Below are 18455 nucleotides of genomic sequence, written 5' to 3' on the forward strand. Positions count from 1 at the left end.
GGTCCGACCAGGACGACCTTCGGTCCGGTCACCGGATCTGGAGGTTGTCGAGGTAGGAGCGGACGTTGCGGCGGGTCTCCGGGACGCTGTCGCCGCCGAACTTCTCCACCACCGCGTCCGCCAGGACCAGCGCGACCATCGCCTCCGCGACGATCCCGGCCGCCGGCACCGCGCACACGTCGGAGCGCTGGTGGTGGGCCTGCGCGGCCTCGCCCGTGACGACGTCGACGGTGGCCAGCGCACGCGGCACGGTCGCGATCGGCTTCATCGCCGCCCGCACCCGCAGCAGTTCACCGGTGGTCAGACCACCCTCCGTACCGCCCGAGCGGCCGGACGTGCGCTTGATGCCCTCAGGGGTCGAGACGATCTCGTCGTGCGCCTTCGAACCGGGCACACGCGCCAGCTCGAAGCCGTCACCGACCTCGACCCCCTTGATCGCCTGGATCCCCATCAGCGCCGCCGCCAGCCGGGCGTCGAGCCGCCGGTCCCAGTGCACATGCGAACCCAGCCCCACCGGCACCCCGTACGCGAGGACCTCCACGACACCACCGAGGGTGTCACCGTCCTTGTGGGCCTGGTCGATCTCCGCGACCATCGCCTTCGACGCGTCCGCGTCCAGACAGCGCACCGGGTCGGCGTCCAGCTTCGCCACATCGCCCGGGACCGGATACACGCCGTACGGCGCCTTCGCGCCGGCCAGCTCCACCACATGGGAGACGATCTCGATACCCGCCGCCTCCTTGAGGAACGAACGGGCCACGGCGCCGAGAGCCACCCGGGCCGCCGTCTCCCGGGCGCTGGCGCGCTCCAGGATCGGCCGGGCCTCGTCGAAACCGTACTTCTGCATACCGGCCAGGTCCGCATGGCCCGGACGGGGCCGGGTCAACGGCGCGTTGCGGCCCGTCTCCTTCAGCTCGGCGGGGTCGACCGGATCGGCCGACATCACCTTCTCCCACTTCGGCCACTCCGTATTGCCCACCATGACGGCGATCGGCGAGCCCAGCGAGAGACCGTGCCGGACACCGCCGAGGAACGTGATCTCGTCCTGCTCGAACTTCATCCGCGCACCGCGCCCATAGCCCAGACGCCGCCGCGCCAGGTGGTCCGCCACCAGCTCGGTGGTGACCGGGACACCGGCGGGAAGACCCTCCAGCGTCGCGACCAGCGCGGGTCCGTGGGACTCCCCAGCGGTCAGCCAACGCAACCTGCTCAACGATGCTCCTCATGCTCGCGCCTGGAACTGCTGTGGCGCGACCGGGTGCGCGGCCCGAGCCCGCCGTATCCGATCCTCCCACGTCCGGGGCGCGAACCTGCCCGCCGGTCCAGGTATCGGACGCACCCTGTCAGGTCGGATCGGAAACGGACGTCCGAGCCGACCGCTCAGCGCTCGTCGAGCGCCCGCTCGCCCGCGGCCCGCATCGCCGCCAGGGGCGCAGGAGACCGCCCCGTCATCTGCTCGACCTGAAGGACCGCCTGGTGGACGAGGAGGTCGAGGCCGCCGAGCACCTTGCCGCCGCGGTCCGACCATGCGGCGGCGAGCGGCGTCGGCCAGGGGTGGTACAGCACGTCGAAGAGGGTTCCCGGGGCGTCCGGGACGGCCGGTGCCAGGTCGTCCGTGGTGCCGGCCGGCGTGGTGGCGATGACCAGCGGCGACGCGAACGCCTCCGCCGCGCTCCCCCAGTCGGCCGTACGCACGTCGACGCCGAGCCGTTCGCCCCAGCCCCGCATCTCCTCGGCCCGCGCCTCGCTCCGTACGTACGCGGTGACCGGCCCGCCGCAGATCCGGGCGAGTGCGGCCAGGGCCGAGGAGGCGGTGGCGCCCGCGCCGAGGATCGCCGCGGACTCCACCTTCTCGACGCCCCGCTCGCGCAGAGCCGCGATCATGCCGGGGATGTCCGTGTTGTCGCCGACGCGGCGGCCGTCCTCCCTGAGGACGACGGTGTTGACGGCCTCGACGGAGGCGGCCGTGTCACTGATCTCGTCGAGCAGCGGGATGATCGCCCGCTTCAGCGGCATGGTCAGCGAGAGCCCCGCCCAGGAGCCGTCCAGGCCGGCGACGAAGCCGGGGAGCCCGGCCTCGTCCACCTCGAACCGGTCGTACGACCAGTTCTCCAGGCCGAGCGCGGTGTACGCCGCCCGGTGGAGCACCGGGGAGAGCGAGTGGGCGATGGGCGAGCCGAGGACGGCCGCCCGCCGCGTTGCGGACATCAGCTGCTCCCGGAGGCGTTGAACTTCTCGACGAGCTTGTCGTGCTCGGCGAGCGTCTTGGCGAATTCGGTCTTGCTCATGCCGTCGGTGGCGACGAAGTACATCCAGCCCGCCTTCGTCGGATTCAGAGCGGCCACCAGCGCCTCGGCTCCCGGGTTGCCGATGGGTCCGGGCGTCAGACCCGGCCGCTTGTACGTGTTGTACGGGTCCGGGTTGCTGTTGATCTCGTCGCGGCCGATCTTGATCTTGCTCTGGCCCATCAGATAGTTGTACGACGAGTCGAACTGGAGGAGCTGGTACGTCTCCTTGTTCTCCGGGCTGAGCCGGTTGTAGATGACCTCGGCCATCTTGGTGAAGTCGTCGTGCGTCTTGCCCTCGGCCTGGACGAGGCTCGCGACCGTGACGAGCTCCCACGGGCCCTTGAGTCCGAGCTCCCTGGACTTGGTCTCCAGGTCGAGCTTGCCGTACTCCTGGTTGGCGCGGGCGACCATCTTGCGCAGGACGTCCTCGGGCTTGTTGCCCTTGGCGACGGGGTAGCTCGCAGGGAAGAGGAAGCCTTCCAGCGGGTCCTTGACGTTCGCGTGGTTCTTGGCCCAGTCGGGCAGCCCGAGGTCGTCCGCCTTGGCCTTGGCGATGTCCTTGGTGGTGCCCGCCTCGAGGTCGAGTCGCTTGTCGAGCTGGTCGTAGACCCAGCTGTTCCGCTTGCCCTCGGGGATGACGAAGTTGGCCTGGCTGGCCGGGCTGAGCAGGAGCGAGACGGCGCTCTCCGCCGACATCTCCTTCTTCAGCGTGTAGACGCCGGCCTGGATCGACAGCCCCTTGGGGTTCTTCTGCTGTGCCGACACGAAGGCGTCGACGCTCTTGACGACACCGGCCTTCTTGAGGATGTTGCCGATCTCGTAGCCGCCGGCGGCCTTGGGGATCTCGACCTGGACCGAGCCGCTGCCGTCGCCGACGTAGTCGGGTGCGGCGCCGAACTGGCCCTGCCAGAACTGGTAGCCGAAGTAGCCGATCCCGCCGACGCCGCCGACGAGGACGAGGGCGACGACGAGGCAGGCCACGCCGTTCTTGCTCTTCCTGCCCTTGCCGCCTCGGCCCTTGCCCTTGCTCCGGCGGTCGCGGCCGGCTCGGGACGAGCGGTTGCCGGCCGGCTCCTCGTCGCCGTCGGGGTCGTCCTCACCGGTGAAGAAGGGGTGCCGCTCCTCCTCCGGCTCCTCCGCCTCCCAGTCGGTCACCGGCTCCGGCGGCTCCTGGCGCCGGCCCGGCGGCTGCGGCGGGGGGTAGGCCTCGGGGGTGCCGTAGAGATCGGGGTTCTGGCCGCCGTACGGATCGGCGGGAGCGGTGCCGTACGGCATCGCCGCCTGGCCCGTCTCCCAGTTCGCGTCGTACTGCTGTGCGGGATACCCGGGCGTGTCGTACTCCTGCGCCTGCGCGGCGTGCGTCTGATCGGCATACTGCTGATCGACATACCGCTGGTCGTTGTACTGCTGCTCGCTGTACTGCTGAGGAGCCTGGGACTGCTGGTACCGGGCGTCGTAGCCCTGCTCCTGGCCGCCGTGCCCGCCGTGCCCCTGACCGTACGGGTCCTGGTGGCCGTACTGCGTCTGCTGCGGGTACTGCTGCTGACCTTCCCACCCCTGGTCCCCGTAGAGAGGGTCCGTGGGGTGCCACGGTTCGGAGCCGGGGCTCCGGCCATACTCAGTCATCGATCCCCAAACAGCCGCGAGGCATCCGGAACGGTCCGCCTCTACGTAGTGCGGCAGCTGTTCGAACACCGCCGCATCGCGCGGAACGTTACCGTATCGCGATCAGATGACCACTTCGACGCCCTCGCCGGGCGGATTACCTGATACCCGTTCGGACTCAAGAGCGTTCTGAAGGATGATCACAGCGGCGGCCTGATCGATGACGGACCGGCCCTTCTTGGATGTCACGCCCGAGGCCCGCAGCCCCTGAGTCGCCGTCACGGTCGTCATCCGCTCGTCGACCAGGCGCACCGGCAGGGGAGCGATCCCCCGCGCCAGCTCCTGGGCGAAGCGGCGGACCTTGGCCGCGGCCGGCCCCTCGCGCCCGGAGAGGGAGCGAGGCAGGCCGACCACGATCTCGATCGGTTCGTACTCCTCGACGATCTGGCGCAGCCGCCGGTGGGCGGCCGGGACGTCGCGTCCCGGCACGGTCTCCACCGGCGTGGCGAGGACCCCGTCGGGGTCGCACGAGGCGACCCCGATCCGGGCGTCCCCGACATCGATCGCGAGACGACGGCCGCGTCGCATCAGGCGGTTTCCCCGACCATGCGCTCGACGGCGTCGATGGCGTCACCGACGGCCTGCGGGTTCTGACCGCCGCCCTGGGCGACGTCCGGCTTGCCGCCACCGCCGCCGCCGAGGGTCTTGGCGGCCGTACGGACCAGCTCGCCGGCCTTGAGGCCGCGCTCGCGGGCGGCCTCGTTGGTGGCGATGACCGTCAGCGGGCGGCCGTTGGCCGTGGTGAACAGGGCCACGACGGCCGGGCGGTCGCCCGGGATGCGGCCGCGGACGTCGAGGACCAGCTTGCGCAGGTCGTCGGCGGAGGTGCCGTCGGGGACCTGGCCGGTGACCAGGGCGACGCCCCGGACGTCCTTGGCCCCGGCGACGAGACCGGCGGCGGCCTGCAGGACCTTCTCCGCGCGGAACTTCTCGATCTCCTTCTCGGCGTCCTTCAGCTTGCCGAGCATGGCGGAGATCTTCTCGGGCAGCTCCTCGGGACGGCCCTTGACCAGCTCCTGCAGCTGGGCGACGACCGTGTGCTCCTTGGCGAGGAAGTTGTACGCGTCGACGCCGACGAGGGCCTCGACACGGCGCACACCACTGCCGATCGACGACTCGCCGAGCAGCTTCACCAGGCCGAGCTGGGAGGTGTTGCGGACGTGCGTACCGCCGCACAGCTCCTTGGAGAAGTCGCCGATGGTCACCACGCGGACCCGCTCGCCGTACTTCTCGCCGAACTCGGCGATGGCGCCCTGCCGCTTGGCCTCGTCGATGGACATGACCTCGGCGTGCACGTCGAGTTCCCGGGCGAGGACCTCGTTGATCTTCTGCTCGACATCGGTCAGCACCGTGCCGGGCACGGCGTTCGGCGAACCGAAGTCGAAGCGGAAGCGGCCCGGGGAGTTCTCCGAACCGGCCTGGGCGGCCGTCGGGCCGAGGGCGTCGCGCAGCGCCTGGTGCGTGAGGTGCGTGGCGCTGTGGGCGCGGGCGATGGCGCGGCGGCGGCGGACGTCGATGGTGGCGTAGGCCGTGGAGCCGACGGTCACCTCGCCGACCTGGACCGAGCCCTTGTGCACGGAGACACCGGGCACCGGCTGCTGGACGTCGCGGACCTCGATGACGGCGCCGCTGTGGAGCCGGATCCGGCCGGTGTCGGCCTGCTGGCCGCCGCCCTCGGCGTAGAACGGGGTGCGGTCGAGGACGACCTCGACCTCGTCGCCCTCGGTGGCGGCGGGCGAGGACACGCCGTTGACCAGCAGTCCGACGACCGTGGTCTCGCCCTCGGTGTTGGTGTAGCCGGTGAACTCCGTGGCGCCGTTGCTATCGGCGATCGCACGGTAGGCCGTCATGTCGGCGTGGCCGGTCTTCTTGGCCTTGGCGTCGGCCTTGGCGCGCTCGCGCTGCTCCTGCATCAGACGGCGGAACCCGGCCTCGTCCACCGACAGGCCCTGCTCGGCGGCCATCTCCAGGGTGAGGTCGATCGGGAAGCCCCAGGTGTCGTGGAGCAGGAACGCCTTGTCGCCGGGCAGGACCTTGCCGCCGGCGGCCTTGGTCTCGGTGACGGCGGTGTCGAGGATGTTGGTGCCGCCCTTGAGGGCCTTGAGGAAGGCGGCCTCCTCGGCGAGGGCGACGGTCTCGATCCGCTTGCGGTCGGTGACCAGCTCCGGGTACTGCTCGCCCATGGTGTCGATCACGACGTCGACGAGGTCCTTGACGACCGGACCGGTGGCGCCGAGCAGACGCATGTTACGGACGGCGCGGCGCATGATGCGGCGCAGCACATAGCCGCGGCCCTCGTTGCCGGGGGTGACGCCGTCACCGATCAGCATCACGGACGTACGCATGTGGTCGGCCACCACGCGCAGCGAGACGTCGCTGTCGTGGGTCTTGCCGTAGGCGACGCCGGTGAGCTCGGTGGCCTTGTCGATGACGACCTTGAGGGTGTCGGTCTCGTACATGTTCTGTACGCCCTGGAGGATCATCGCCAGGCGCTCGAGGCCGAGACCGGTGTCGATGTTCTTCGAGGGGAGGTCGCCGAGGATCTCGAAGTCGTCCTTGCCGGTGCCCTGGCCGCGCTCGTACTGCATGAAGACCAGGTTCCAGATCTCCACGTACCGCTCGTCGTTGACGGCCGGGCCGCCCTCGACGCCGAACTCGGGGCCCCGGTCGTAGTTGATCTCGGAACAGGGGCCGCACGGGCCGGGGACGCCCATGGACCAGAAGTTGTCCTTCTTGCCCAGGCGCTGGATGCGCTCGGCCGGGACACCGACGACATCGCGCCAGATGGCCTCGGCTTCATCATCGTCCTGGTAGACGGTGATCCAGAGCTTCTCGGGCGCCAGGCCGTAGCCGCCGTGCTCGACGGAGCTGGTCAGCAGCTCCCAGGCGAGCTTGATGGCGCCTTCCTTGAAGTAGTCGCCGAAGGAGAAGTTGCCGCACATCTGGAAGAAGGTGCCGTGGCGGGTGGTCTTGCCGACCTCTTCGATGTCCGGCGTGCGCACGCACTTCTGCACGCTGGCGGCGCGCGGGAACGGCGGCTTGACCTCCCCCAGGAAGTAGGGCTTGAACGGCACCATGCCGGCGGGGACGAGGAGCAGAGTCGGGTCGTCCGCGATGAGCGACGCCGAAGGGACGACGGTGTGACCGCGCTCCTCGAAGAAGCTCAGCCAGCGGCGGCGGATTTCAGCCGACTCCATTAGTGGTCCTCATTCCGGTTGTACGTGATCGTGGGGTACGGATACGTGTTCTTGGGCGTCTTCCCGGGCCTCCGGGACGCCGGTGCGGTGGGGTCGAGCGCGGCCCTGCGGCGCGCCCCGGGGAGCTCCCGGTCGGCGGCGGCCCCGTCGGGCGCCTCGATGCCGAGGGCCTCGCCGAGCTCGGCCTCCCGCTGGACCATGCCCGCCCTGACGTCGAGGGCGAAGTCCTTGAGCCGGTGACCGGTCTCGATCGCCTTGTTCGCCGCCTGCGCGGCGAGGCTCTCCGGAGTGAGCTGCTTGAGCTTCCGGTTGACCTTGGTGGTGGCCCACACGCCGGCTGCGGCGCCCGCGGTGAACCAGAACGTACGGCGGAACATCGCGGCTCAGCCCTTCTGCTTCCGGCGCCTCGCCGACGGCACGGTGCGGCCGACGATCACGGTACGGCGTGAGGCCCCCCGGCCCGCCGGGGCCGCCTCCTCGCGGCCGCGGCCGAGCGCCTTGCGCACGCCGTAACCGAAGGCGGCGACCTTCACCAGCGGACCGCCGAAGGTGGAGGCGACGGTGGTGGAGAGCGCCGAGGCGTTGGAGGTGACCTCCTGGACGTCCGAGGCGATCGCGTCGACCCGATCGAGCTGGGTCTGTGCCGACCGCACGGTCGCCGAGGCGTCGGCGAGCAGCGGGACGGCCTGCTCGGTCACGTCCGCGACGAGCTTGGTGGTCGCCTTGAGCGTCTGCGCCAGTCTCGCCAGCACCACGGCGAGGAAGGAGACGAGAATCGCCCAGAACACGGCCACCAGAAGCCCGGCAACCTCTCCACCGGTCACTCCGCACCGCTCTCTGCTGTCGTTGGGGCCTTGCGAAAAGTCGTCCTCCGACCCTATCGCGCCCGCGGTCTTTCCCCGTACCGCATTACGGGCCGGGGCGGGACCCCGAGCGGTCCGATTGTACGGAGTGCGGCCGGATGGGTACCCTCCGTGTCCCATGCGAAGGAGCAATCTCCCGTCGGAGTTGAACCGGTTCGTCGGACGGGCCGGCGAGCGGGACGAACTGGCCCGGCTCCTCGAGGAGTTCCGCCTTGTGACGGTCGTCGGGGTCGGCGGGGTCGGCAAGACGCGGCTGGCGCTGCGGACCGCGGCGGAGGCGGAGGCGGAGGCGGAGGCGGGGAAACGGTACGCCGACGGCGTGTGGCTGGCGGAGCTCTCGGCGCTGCGGGACCCGGCGCTGGTGGCCCACGCGCTGGTCGAGGCGCTGGGCCTGACCGACCATACGCCGCGCGCACCGCGCCAGGCCCTGATCGAGCACCTGGCGGAGCGCCGGCTGCTGCTGGTCGTGGACGGTTTCGAGCACCTGGTGGAGGAGTGCGCGCCCCTCGTACGGGAGTTGCTGCTGCACTCCCCCGGTCTGACCGTCCTCGCGGTGGGCCGCCGTCCGCTGCGGGTGGACGGGGAGGCGGTCTTCACGCTGGCTCCGATGGGCGACGAGGACGCGGTGGCGCTCTTCGGGGAACGGGTCGCGGGGGCGGGGTCTCCGGGTGATTCCGGCGATTGCGCCGCCGTGCGGGAGTTGTGCCGGCGCCTCGACGGGATTCCGCTGGCTCTGGAACTGGCGGCCGCCCGGATGCCGCTGCTCACGGTGGAGCAGGTGCTGCGCCGGCTCGACGACCGCTTCCGGCTGCTCACGGGCGGGGCGCGCGGGGCGCTGCCACGACATCAGACCCTGCGTACGGCGATCGGCTGGAGCCATGAGCTGTGCACGCCCGAGGAGCGGCTGCTGTGGGCGCGGCTGTCGGTCTTCGCGGGGCCGTTCGACCTGGACGCGGTGGAGTACGTCTGCGGTGGCCCCGACCTTCCCCCCGAGCGGGTGCTCGATGTGCTGGGCGGTCTGCTCGCCCAGTCGCTCCTCTCGCGTGAGGACGGCCCTGCGGGGCCGCGGTACCGGATGCTGGACACGGTCGCCGCGTACGGGGCGGAGTGGCTGGCGGCGCTGGAGGACACCGAGCGGATGCGCCGGCGGCACCGCGACTGGTACATGGGTCTGGCCACCTGGTGCGAGCTGGAGTGGTTCGGTCCGCGTCAGGCCGAGGTCGCGGCGGACATGGAGGCGGCGCTGCCGCATCTGCGGGCGGCCTTCGAGCTCTGTCTGGAGCAGCCGGACGAGGCCCGTCTCGCTCGGCATCTGGCGGGGACGCTCTGGTTCTACTGGGTGGGGTGCGGGCGCCTGTCGGAGGGCCGGCACTGGCTGGACCGGGCGCTTGCGCTCGGTCCGGAGCAGGAGGGCGGGCACGAGCACGCCCGGTTGAAGGCGCTGTGGGTGCTCGGCTATGTGGCGATCCTGCAGGGCGACGGCACGGCGGCGGTGGCGGCGCTGCACGAGTGCGGCGAGCGGGCCCGCTTCGCGGGCAACGCGATCGCGGAGGCGTACGCGACGCACCGGATGGGCTGTCTGGCGCTGCTCTCGGACGATCTGGTCCGGGCGGAGGAGCTGTTCGGCCGGGCTCTGGAGGCGTACCGGGAGCTGGGTGAGCTGAACAGCAACGTGCTGATGAGCCAGGTCGAGCTGGCGCTGGCCCGGGTCTTCCAGGGGGATCTGGAGGGCGCGGTCGCGTTGTGCGCCGAGGTGCGGGAGATCTGCGAGGAGCGCGGGGAGCTCTGGACGCGGGCGTACGCGCTCTATGTGCTGGCGTACGCGGCGTGGACCCGGGGCGCTCATGGCGAGGCGCGTGAGCTGCTCGGCGAGTGCATCACCATCGACCACCGGTTCCACGACCTGGTGGGGCTCGTCCTGGCGATCGAGCTGCTCGCGCTGGTGACGGCGAGCGAGGGCGATCCGGCGGAGGCGGCGGTGCTGCAGGGCGCGACCCTGCCGGTGTGGGACTCGGTGGGGCTGCGGCTGTTCGGATCGAGCATGTTCGGCGGGCCGCGGGAGCTGTGCGAACGGCAGGCGGGCGAGCTGCTCGGCGCGGAGCGCTACGCCGCGTCGGTACGGGAGGGGCGGGGGCTCTCGCTGGAGGAGACCGTGGCGCGGGCGCTCGCCGAGCGACGGGATCCGGCCACCGGACCCGCGGGCGCGGAGTCCTCGCCCGCACGGAGCCGGGCCGTCCCGGGGACGCGGAAGCCCGCCGGCTCCCCCACCGGTAAGGGCGGGGAAGCGGCGGGCTGAGAACCGCGGAGTGTGCGGTACTACTCCTCCGGCCGGGGCCGGAAGGGGCCCTGGATCAGCGGGCGTAGTACTCGACGACCAGCTGCTCGTCGCAGATGACCGGGATTTCCTTGCGGTTCGGGTCGCGGTCGAGGCGGAAGGCCAGGGCCTTCAGGTTGACCTGCAGGTAGCGCGGGGTCTCACCGTCGGGGGCGAAGCCACCCTCGCGGGCCACCTGGAACAGCGGCTTCTCGCGGGAGCGCTCGCGGACCATCACGACGTCGTCGGGACGGACACGGAACGACGGCTTGTCGACCTTGCCACCGTTGACCTGGATGTGACCGTGGACGACCATCTGGCGGGCCTGGTAGATGGTGCGGGCGATGCCCGAACGCAGGACCAGGGCGTCGAGGCGACGCTCGAGCTCGACGACCAGCGCCTCGCCCGTCTTGCCTTCGGCCTTCTTGGCGCGGTCGTAGGCGCGCGCCATCTGGCGCTCGCTGATGTCGTACTGAGCGCGCAGGCGCTGCTTCTCGAGCAGACGGACCTTGTAGTCCGAGTTCTGCTTGCGGCCACGGCCGTGCTCGCCCGGCGGGTAGGGGCGGGCTTCGAAGTACTTGACGGCCTTCGGCGTCAGCGCGATACCGAGCGCGCGAGACTTCTTGACCTTGGGACGCGACTGGTTAGGCACGTTCTCCAGACCTCCGTTGTAGGTTAGGTTAGGCTCACCTTACTCAAGGAGATCGCATGTCTCGCCCTGGGAACACCACGCGCATCACAGACAGCAGCACAATGAACGACGCTTCCGCCGCTTCCGCGGAGGGCATCGATGTGACGGAGGTCCGATCAGCTCATGGTCAGCCGCGTCCCAGCGGGCTTGAAATCGCGCGGATGCCGTCAGCAGCCGAGCGCACACGAACTCTCGTACAGAGTACATGCTCCGCGGTGCTGCTGATTCCGGGGGCCGAGCACCTACGCCCCGAGCAGCTCACGCCCGAGGCCAGGGCCGTCGGTCCGGACGGCGAGGTCTTCCTGCTCCTCCCCGCCGACGCCCCGCCCGTACGGGCCGCGACGCACGCCCAGGACGACGAGCTGCCGGTGGTGCTCGAACTCACCGACGTCGCTCCGGTCTCCGTCCCGCACCGCATCCGCGGCCGCGCCTGGGTCTCGGGCTGGCTCACCTGCGTGCCCGGCGTCGCCGAGCCCGGCCGGATGATGCTGCGCCTGGAGGTCGGCGAGGCCCGCGTCGACGATCTGTGGGGCACCGCCCGCGTCGAGCCGAAGGATTTCGCCGCCGCGACCCCCGATCCCCTGCACACCCACGAGACCGAGCTGCTCCAGCATCTGCACGCGGCCCACGGCGAACACGTCCGCGCGCTGGGCGGGCTGCTCGGCGAGCGCTCGGCCGTCGTGGCGCCGATGCGGGACGTCGCCCCGCTGGCCCTGGACCGCTTCGGGCTGCGGATCCGCTTCAGCTCGGGGCCGCAGCGCTGCTTCGACGCGCGCTTCGACTTCCCCGAGCCCGTACGGGACGTCAGCGGGCTGCGGCGCGAGATGCACCGGCTCTTCGACGCGGCCCGCGACTGACGTCACCCACCGCTCACCCGCCGTCGCCCCGCAGGCGCTCGCGCACCTTCTCCACCACGTCGGCGTACCGCGCCTCGGCGCCGTACCGGGTCGGTTCGTAGTAGCGCTTGCCGTGGACCGCGTCCGGGGCGTACTGCTGGGCCGCGATCCCTCCGGGGACGTCGTGCGGATAGACGTACCCCTGGGCGTGGCCCAGTTTGGCCGCTCCCTTGTAGTGCCCGTCCCGCAGGTGCGCGGGGACCGGGCCCGCCAGGCCGTTGCGGACGTCCGCCTGCGCGGCGAAGATCGCGGTGGTCGCCGCGTTCGACTTCGGGGCCAGGGCGAGGGCGATCGTGGCGTGGGACAGGGTCAGCGCGGCCTCGGGAAAACCGATCATGGCGACGGCCTGGGCGGCCGCCACGGCCGTCGGCAGGGCCGTCGGGTCGGCGAGGCCGATGTCCTCGCTGGCCGAGATCATCAGGCGCCGGGCGATGAACCGGGGGTCCTCACCCGCCTCGATCATCCGCGCCAGATAGTGCAGCGCCGCGTCCACGTCCGAGCCGCGGATCGACTTGATCAGCGCGCTGGCCACGTCGTAGTGCTGGTCGCCGTCCCGGTCGTACTTCACCGCCGCGCGGTCGACGGTCTCCTCGACCGTCTGCAGGGTGATCTCCGGCTCGCCCTTGGCGAGGGCGGCGCCGGCCGCCGCCTCCAGGGCCGTCAGGGCCCGGCGCGCGTCACCGCCGGCGATGCGCAGCAGATGCGCCTCGGCGTCCTTGGGCAGCGTCACCGCCCCGCCGAGCCCCCGGTCCTCGGTCAGCGCCCGCTCCAGCAGATCGCGCAGATCGTCGTCGGTGAGCGGTTCGAGGGTGAGCAGCAGCGAGCGGGAGAGCAGCGGGGAGATGATCGAGAAGTACGGGTTCTCCGTCGTCGCCGCGATCAGCGTCACCCAGCGGTTCTCCACGGCGGGCAGCAGCGAGTCCTGCTGGGCCTTGGAGAAGCGGTGGATCTCGTCGAGGAAGAGGACGGTCTCCTTGCCGTAGCCGCCGGCCGCGCGCCGGGCGCCGTCGATGACCGCCCGGACCTCCTTGACGCCCGCGGTGATCGCGGAGAGCTCCACGAAGCGCTTGTTGGTCGCCTTGGAGACGACGTACGCGAGGGTCGTCTTGCCGATGCCGGGCGGGCCCCAGAGGATCACCGACGAGGCGCCGGCCGGTCCCCCGTCGCCCTCCCCGACGAGCCGGCGCAGCGGCGACCCCGGCTTGAGCAGATGCCGCTGGCCGAGGACCTCGTCGAGGGTGCGCGGGCGCATCCGGACGGCCAGCGGGCTGCTGGACGGGTCCTTCGCCTGGCGTTCTTCGGCGGCTGCGGTAAAGAGGTCGGGCTCCACGTCATGAAGCCTAGGTCACGGCACTGACAGCGCGGCCGGGCCGGTGGCCGTCAGCTGGTCCAGAAGTCCCACCAGCGCGTCAGGATCAGCATCCCGATGATCCCGATGTGCAGCACCGGCAGCACCCAGGTGAACTCGTCGAAGAAGGTCCGCAGGCCGCCGGGGGCGCGGATGACGCCCCGGCGCACGTTGTGCGAGGTGACGTACCAGAACATGACGATGGTCGCGACCCACGCCAGGCAGCACCACAGGCACAGCGAGTTGATCTCGTACAGCGACTGGTACATCAGCCAGGTGCAGAAACCGACGCCGAACAGCGTGCCCGCGTTCAGGCCGAGCCAGTACGAGCGGCGGTGGCGGGCGCCGCCGAGGAGGCCGACGCCGATCGCGATCACCATGGCGTAGGTGACGAGGCCGAGCATGGGGTTGGGGAAGCCGAAGACCGACGCCTGCTCGCTCTTCATGATGTTGCCGCACGAGACGATCGGGTTGAGGCTGCAGCCCGGGGTGAAGCCCGGGTCCTCCAGGAGCTTGAACTTGTCGATCGTGATGACCCAGGAGGCGAGCAGCCCGGCCGCTCCGGTGATCACCAGCATCCAGGCGAAGGCCCGGCTCGCGCCGATCGTGCCGCCGTCGCGCTCCACCGCTGCTGTCGTCATATCGCCGTTTCCGTCGTTCGCTGGGCTCTGGGCACGATCATTCTGCCGTACGAGGACCCGTACACGCCGTTCGATGGACATAAGAACGAGAGCCCGTACGCGCCGAGGCCCGGACCGCTTCCCCGCGGTCCGGGCCCTCGTCGCGTGCGGGACGCGGATCAGGCCAGCTTCGCCCGGATCTCCGCGATCACCTTGTCGAGGGCGACCGGCTCCTGCTCACCGGACTCCATGTCCTTGAGCTGGACGACGCCCTCGGCGAGGTCCCGCTCGCCGGCGACGACGGCGAACCGGGCGCCGGAACGGTTGGCGTTCTTCATGTGGCTCTTCAGGCCCTTGGCGCCGTACCCGAAGTCGGTCGCGACGCCGGCCTTGCGCAGGTCGGTGACGAGCCCGAACAGGACACGGCGCGCCTCCTCGCCCAGCGGGACCGCGAAGACGCTGGTCGCCGGAGGGATGTCGAGCTCGATGCCCTCGGCCTCCAGGGCCAGGACGGTGCGGTCCACGCCGAGCGCCCAGCCGACCGACGGGAGCGCCGGGCCGCCGATCATCTCGGACAGTCCGTCGTAGCGGCCGCCGCCGCCCACCGCGGACTGCGAGCCGAGGCCGTCGTGGACGAACTCGAACGTGGTCCGCGTGTAGTAGTCGAGGCCGCGCACCAGCTTCTCGTCGTCCTCGAAGGCCACACCCGCCGCCGTGAGCAGTTCGCGCACCTCGGAGTGGTACGCCTTGCACGCGTCGCACAGGTGGTCGCGGAGCGCCGGCGCGCCCACGAGCTGCTTCTGGACGTCGGCCCGCTTGTCGTCGAGGACACGCAGCGGGTTGATCTCGATGCGGCGGCGGGTCTCCTCGTCGAGGTCGAGGCCGCGCAGGAAGCCCTGGAGCGCCTCGCGGTAGGCGGGTCGGCACTCCTTGTCGCCGAGCGAGTTCAGCAGGATGCGGAAGTTCCGCAGGCCAAGGGAGCGGTACGCCTGGTCGGCCAGGATGATCAGCTCGGCGTCGAGGGCGGGGTCCTCGGCACCGATGGCCTCGGCGCCGACCTGGGAGAAGTGGCGGTAGCGGCCCTTCTGCGGGCGCTCGTAGCGGTAGTACGAGCCGGAGTACCAGAGCTTCACCGGGAGGCCGCCGGCCTTGTGCATGTTGGCCTCGAGGGCGGCGCGGAGCACGGAGGCGGTGCCCTCGGGGCGCAGCGCCAGATTGGCACCGCCCTTGGTGGTGAGGGTGTACATCTCCTTGGTCACGATGTCGGTGGACTCACCGACGCCGCGGGCGAACAGGTCGACGTCCTCGAAGCCGGGCGTCTCGACATAGCCGTAGCCGGACTTCCGCAGCGGGCCGGAGATGGCGTCGCGTACGGCCAGATACGTGGCGGAGTACGGCGGGATGAGGTCGAACGTGCCCTTGGGGGCCTTGAAGGTGCTCACGTGGATCTCGTCACATTCCTCGTCGGGGAGCCTTCGTGCTCCCGAGGCCGGAGGCCACGTCCCGCAGATACGGGTTGGTGGCGCGCTCCTGGCCGATGGTCGTCTGGGGACCGTGTCCCGACAGCACCACGGTCGAGTTGTCGAGCGGCAGGCACACGCGGGCCAGCGATTCGAGCATCTCGTCCATGTCGCCACCGGGCAGGTCGGTGCGTCCGATGGAGCCGGCGAAGAGCAGATCCCCGGAGAAGAACACGGAGGGGATCTCCGTGGTCTCGGGCATCCGGAAGGTCACCGACCCCTTGGTATGACCGGGCGCGTGCGCGACGGAGAACTCGAGTCCCGCCAGCTTCAGCGCGGCGCCGTCGGTGAGCTCGTGCACGTCGTCCGGCTCCCCCACGGTGAGCTCGCCCATGAGCGGCATCCCGATGGAGCGGCCGAGGGCCTTCTCCGGGTCGCTCATCATGTACCGGTCGGCGGGGTGGATCCACGCGGGTACGTCATGCGCGCCGCAGACCGGGACGACGGAGGCGACGTGGTCGATGTGGCCATGCGTGAGGACCACGGCGACGGGCTTGAGCCGATGCTTCTTGAGCGTCTCCTCGACACCCTGGGCGGCCTGGTGGCCCGGGTCGATGATGACGCACTCCTCGCCTGCGGCGGGGGCGACCAGATAGCAGTTGGTCCCCCAGGCCCCGGCGGGGAACCCGGCAATCAGCACGATCGTCCTTAAATGTCGTCCGGCACAGGGGTGCGACGGGGCGGAAGTGGCAGATCAGAGCCTACCGGCGCTGCGTATTCCACAGCCAACCCGTATACGGTACGGGCACATCCGGCCAGGACTGGAACAGACGACCTACAAGGAGCAGACCCGGTGGTCAGCAGCGATCAGCGGCGGCGGCAGCTCGCCAGAGAGAAGTACCTGCGGCAGCAGCAGCGACGGCGGGAACAGCAGAAGGCGAAGCGGCGCAACACCGTCATCGCGGCGGCTCTGGCCGTGGTGCTGGCCGCCGGCGGCGCGGTGTACGCCTCCGTCGTGCTGACCGACGGAGGCGGGAAGTCCGACAGCGCGGCCGACTCCACGCCGAGCGGCACCCCGACGCCCTCGCAGGGCGAGTCGTCGGCGCCTGAGCCGGCCATGGCCGTCGACACGAAGGCCACGTACGCGATGTCCCTCACGACCAACCAGGGCAACGTCCGCATCACGATGGACGCCGCGAAGACCCCGCGGACGGTGAACTCCTTCAAGCACCTCGCGGACAAGAAGTACTTCGACGGCACGAAGTGCCACCGGCTCACCACGGAGGGCATCTTCGTCCTCCAGTGCGGCGACCCCAAGGGCGACGGCACCGGCGGCCCGGGCTACACCATCCCGGACGAGAACCTGACCGCGCTGGGCAAGGCGGGCGCCGACGGTTCGGTGACGTTCCCGGCCGGCACCGTGGCCATGGCCAACACGGGGCAGCCGGGCAGCGGCGGCAGCCAGTTCTTCCTCGTGTACCAGGACACCAAGCTGCCGCCGACCTACACGCCCTTCGGCACGATGGACAAGGCCGGTCTGAAGGCCGTCCAGGAGGTCGCCAAGGGCGGTGTCGAGGGCGGTGCCAAGGACGGCGCCCCCAAGAAGGCGGTCACCATCGCGAAGGCCACCGTCACCAAGGAGTGACGGGCGGGGTTCCACGACCGGTGGGACGAGGCGCGGACACCGCGTGACCATTCAATTTGGGTCGCGCGGAGTGCGGACAGCCGGGCGACCGGTCGCCTAGATTGGCGTTGTGCAGGGCGGGCGCTGCCCGCCCCCGGAAACTGTGGACGATGCCCAGGGGGCACAACCCCCTCGTCGGCATCATGTGGAGGAGGCGCTGTGAGCAGCGACCCGTGGGGCCGCGTCGACGAGACGGGCACCGTGTACGTGCGTACTGCCGAGGGCGAGAAGGTCGTCGGATCGTGGCAGGCCGGTACTCCCGAGGAGGCACTGGCCTACTTCGAGCGCAAGTACGAGGGCTTGGTGGTCGAGATCGGCCTCCTCGAGAAGCGGGTGAGGACGACCGACCTCTCGGCCAAGGACGCGATGGCCGCGATCGATCACATCCGCAAGCAGGTCGACGAGCACCACGTCGTGGGCGACCTCGCCGCGCTGAGCACGCGTCTCGACAAGCTGGTCGAGACGGTGGAGTCGCGCCGCGAGGAGCGCAAGGCCCAGAAGGCCAAGCAGGCCGACGAGGCGCGCAGCGCCAAGGAGGCGCTGGTCAAGGAGGCCGAGGAGCTGGCGCAGAGCGAGCAGTGGCGGTCCGCGGGTGAGCGGCTGCGCGCGCTCGTGGACACCTGGAAGGGTCTGCCGCGGCTCGACCGGAAGTCCGACGACGAGCTGTGGCACCGCTTCTCGCACGCCCGCTCGGCGTTCTCCAAGCGCCGCAAGGCGCACTTCGCCTCGCTGGACGCGCAGCGCGAGGAGGCCCGCAAGGTCAAGGAGAAGCTGGCCGCGGAGGCCGAGTCGCTGTCGAAGTCCACGGACTGGGGCGGGACGGCCGCCCGGTACCGCGAGCTGATGGCGGAGTGGAAGTCGGCGGGCCGCGCCCAGCGCGAGCACGAGGACGATCTGTGGAACCGCTTCCGCGGCGCCCAGGACGTCTTCTTCGCGGCGCGCGGCGAGGTCTTCGCCGAGCGGGACGCGGAGCAGACGGAGAACCTCAAGCTGAAGGAGGAGCTCGCCGCCGAGGCCGAGAAGCTGGTGCCGGTGAAGGACCTGAAGGCGGCCCGTGCGGCCTTCCGTTCCCTCAACGAGCGCTGGGAGGCCATCGGGCATGTGCCGCGCGACGCCCGGCCGAAGGTCGAGGGCCGGATGCACGCGGTGGAGCGGGCGATCGGCGAGGCCGAGGAGTCGGAGTGGCGCCGGACGAACCCGGAGGCACGCGCGCGTGCCGCGGGTCTGACCGGTCAGCTGCAGGACGCGGTCGACAAGCTGCAGAAGCAGATCGACGCGGCCCGTGCGGCCGGCAACGACGCCAAGGCCGACAAGCTGGCGCGTGAACTGGAGGGCCGTCAGGCGCTTCTCGACCAGGCCCTGAAGGGTCTGGAGGAGTTCGGCGGCTGAGATCCCGTACGACAAGGGCCCCGGCACCTCGCGGTGTCGG

General features: G+C 70.9%; 16 protein-coding genes. 4 read left to right on the forward strand and 12 right to left on the reverse strand.

The features are described from left to right. Positions 1–28 precede the first annotated feature (28 nt). The 7 genes from aroC to ACIRB4_RS13225 form a co-directional block, all read right to left on the reverse strand. Positions 29–1213 (reverse strand): chorismate synthase, encoded by a 1185-nt coding sequence (aroC, locus tag ACIRB4_RS13195; RefSeq protein WP_403290664.1) that lies wholly within the window; start codon positions 1211–1213, stop codon positions 29–31. Between the two features lie 167 nt (positions 1214–1380). Next, the gene (locus tag ACIRB4_RS13200) at positions 1381–2208 is read right to left on the reverse strand and encodes a shikimate dehydrogenase (protein ID WP_403290666.1); all 828 of its coding nucleotides are present in this window, start codon (positions 2206–2208) and stop codon (positions 1381–1383) included. After that, positions 2208–3914 carry an endolytic transglycosylase MltG gene (gene mltG / locus ACIRB4_RS13205; protein WP_403290668.1) on the reverse strand — a complete coding sequence of 569 codons (1707 nt, stop codon included), beginning with the start codon at positions 3912–3914 and terminating at the stop codon, positions 2208–2210. The genes ACIRB4_RS13200 and mltG overlap by 1 nt, the downstream gene beginning before the upstream one ends. Before the next feature lie 102 nt (positions 3915–4016). Beyond that, positions 4017–4481 (reverse strand): Holliday junction resolvase RuvX, encoded by a 465-nt coding sequence (gene ruvX, locus ACIRB4_RS13210; protein WP_403290671.1) that lies wholly within the window; start codon positions 4479–4481, stop codon positions 4017–4019. Beyond that, entirely contained in the window at positions 4481–7150 is a 2670-nt protein-coding gene (gene alaS, locus ACIRB4_RS13215; protein ID WP_403290672.1) for an alanine--tRNA ligase, read from the reverse strand. Before alaS ends, ruvX begins: the two co-directional genes overlap by 1 nt. Continuing rightward, positions 7150–7527 (reverse strand): DUF6167 family protein, encoded by a 378-nt coding sequence (locus tag ACIRB4_RS13220; protein WP_403290675.1) that lies wholly within the window; start codon positions 7525–7527, stop codon positions 7150–7152. The genes alaS and ACIRB4_RS13220 overlap by 1 nt, the downstream gene beginning before the upstream one ends. 6 nt (positions 7528–7533) lie before the next feature. Next, entirely contained in the window at positions 7534–7974 is a 441-nt protein-coding gene (locus tag ACIRB4_RS13225) for a DUF948 domain-containing protein (RefSeq protein ID WP_403290676.1), read from the reverse strand. A gap of 157 nt (positions 7975–8131) precedes the next feature. Between ACIRB4_RS13225 and ACIRB4_RS13230 the strand changes: the two genes are divergently transcribed. Continuing rightward, complete coding sequence (locus ACIRB4_RS13230) at positions 8132–10309, forward strand: ATP-binding protein (RefSeq protein WP_403290678.1); 2178 nt, start codon at positions 8132–8134, stop codon at positions 10307–10309. 55 nt (positions 10310–10364) lie between these two features. Here ACIRB4_RS13230 and rpsD read toward each other — a convergent pair whose 3' ends face one another. Beyond that, positions 10365–10979 carry a 30S ribosomal protein S4 gene (gene rpsD, locus ACIRB4_RS13235; RefSeq protein WP_260230400.1) on the reverse strand — a complete coding sequence of 205 codons (615 nt, stop codon included), beginning with the start codon at positions 10977–10979 and terminating at the stop codon, positions 10365–10367. A 200-nt stretch (positions 10980–11179) separates the two neighbouring features. Between rpsD and ACIRB4_RS13240 the strand changes: the two genes are divergently transcribed. Continuing rightward, the gene (locus ACIRB4_RS13240) at positions 11180–11875 is read left to right on the forward strand and encodes a DUF2470 domain-containing protein (RefSeq protein ID WP_403290680.1); all 696 of its coding nucleotides are present in this window, start codon (positions 11180–11182) and stop codon (positions 11873–11875) included. Positions 11876–11888: 13 nt separating this feature from the next. Here the strand turns inward: ACIRB4_RS13240 and ACIRB4_RS13245 are convergent, their stop codons facing one another. From ACIRB4_RS13245 to ACIRB4_RS13260, 4 genes are all read right to left on the reverse strand, one after another. Further along, positions 11889–13244, reverse strand: coding sequence for a replication-associated recombination protein A (locus ACIRB4_RS13245; protein ID WP_403290681.1), 1356 nt, complete (start codon positions 13242–13244; stop codon positions 11889–11891). 50 nt (positions 13245–13294) lie between these two features. Beyond that, entirely contained in the window at positions 13295–13903 is a 609-nt protein-coding gene (locus ACIRB4_RS13250) for a vitamin K epoxide reductase family protein (protein WP_403290683.1), read from the reverse strand. A gap of 158 nt (positions 13904–14061) precedes the next feature. Continuing rightward, positions 14062–15324 carry a histidine--tRNA ligase gene (gene hisS, locus ACIRB4_RS13255; RefSeq protein ID WP_403290685.1) on the reverse strand — a complete coding sequence of 421 codons (1263 nt, stop codon included), beginning with the start codon at positions 15322–15324 and terminating at the stop codon, positions 14062–14064. Positions 15325–15334: 10 nt separating this feature from the next. Beyond that, complete coding sequence (locus tag ACIRB4_RS13260) at positions 15335–16042, reverse strand: MBL fold metallo-hydrolase (RefSeq protein WP_403290688.1); 708 nt, start codon at positions 16040–16042, stop codon at positions 15335–15337. A 153-nt stretch (positions 16043–16195) separates the two neighbouring features. Between ACIRB4_RS13260 and ACIRB4_RS13265 the strand changes: the two genes are divergently transcribed. Further along, positions 16196–16987 (forward strand): peptidylprolyl isomerase, encoded by a 792-nt coding sequence (locus ACIRB4_RS13265; protein WP_403290690.1) that lies wholly within the window; start codon positions 16196–16198, stop codon positions 16985–16987. Between the two features lie 198 nt (positions 16988–17185). Next, positions 17186–18415, forward strand: a complete 1230-nt coding sequence (locus ACIRB4_RS13270; protein WP_403290691.1) for a DUF349 domain-containing protein — start codon at positions 17186–17188, stop codon at positions 18413–18415. Positions 18416–18455: the final 40 nt, after the last annotated feature.

It is taken from the genome of Streptomyces sp. NPDC093600 (assembly GCF_044764755.1).
Taxonomy (GTDB): Bacteria; Actinomycetota; Actinomycetes; order Streptomycetales; family Streptomycetaceae; genus Streptomyces.

Bases quoted from the DNA above. Each gene is read 5' to 3' on its own strand.
- ACIRB4_RS13200 (WP_403290666.1), bottom strand. From the start codon at position 2,208: ATGTCCGCAACGCGGCGGGCGGCCGTCCTCGGCTCGCCCATCGCCCAC.
- mltG (WP_403290668.1), bottom strand. From the start codon at position 3,914: ATGACTGAGTATGGCCGGAGCCCCGGCTCCGAACCGTGGCACCCCACG.
- ruvX (WP_403290671.1), bottom strand. From the start codon at position 4,481: ATGCGACGCGGCCGTCGTCTCGCGATCGATGTCGGGGACGCCCGGATC.
- alaS (WP_403290672.1), bottom strand. From the start codon at position 7,150: ATGGAGTCGGCTGAAATCCGCCGCCGCTGGCTGAGCTTCTTCGAGGAG.
- ACIRB4_RS13220 (WP_403290675.1), bottom strand. From the start codon at position 7,527: ATGTTCCGCCGTACGTTCTGGTTCACCGCGGGCGCCGCAGCCGGCGTG.
- ACIRB4_RS13230 (WP_403290678.1), top strand. From the start codon at position 8,132: ATGCGAAGGAGCAATCTCCCGTCGGAGTTGAACCGGTTCGTCGGACGG.
- ACIRB4_RS13240 (WP_403290680.1), top strand. From the start codon at position 11,180: ATGCCGTCAGCAGCCGAGCGCACACGAACTCTCGTACAGAGTACATGC.
- ACIRB4_RS13250 (WP_403290683.1), bottom strand. From the start codon at position 13,903: ATGACGACAGCAGCGGTGGAGCGCGACGGCGGCACGATCGGCGCGAGC.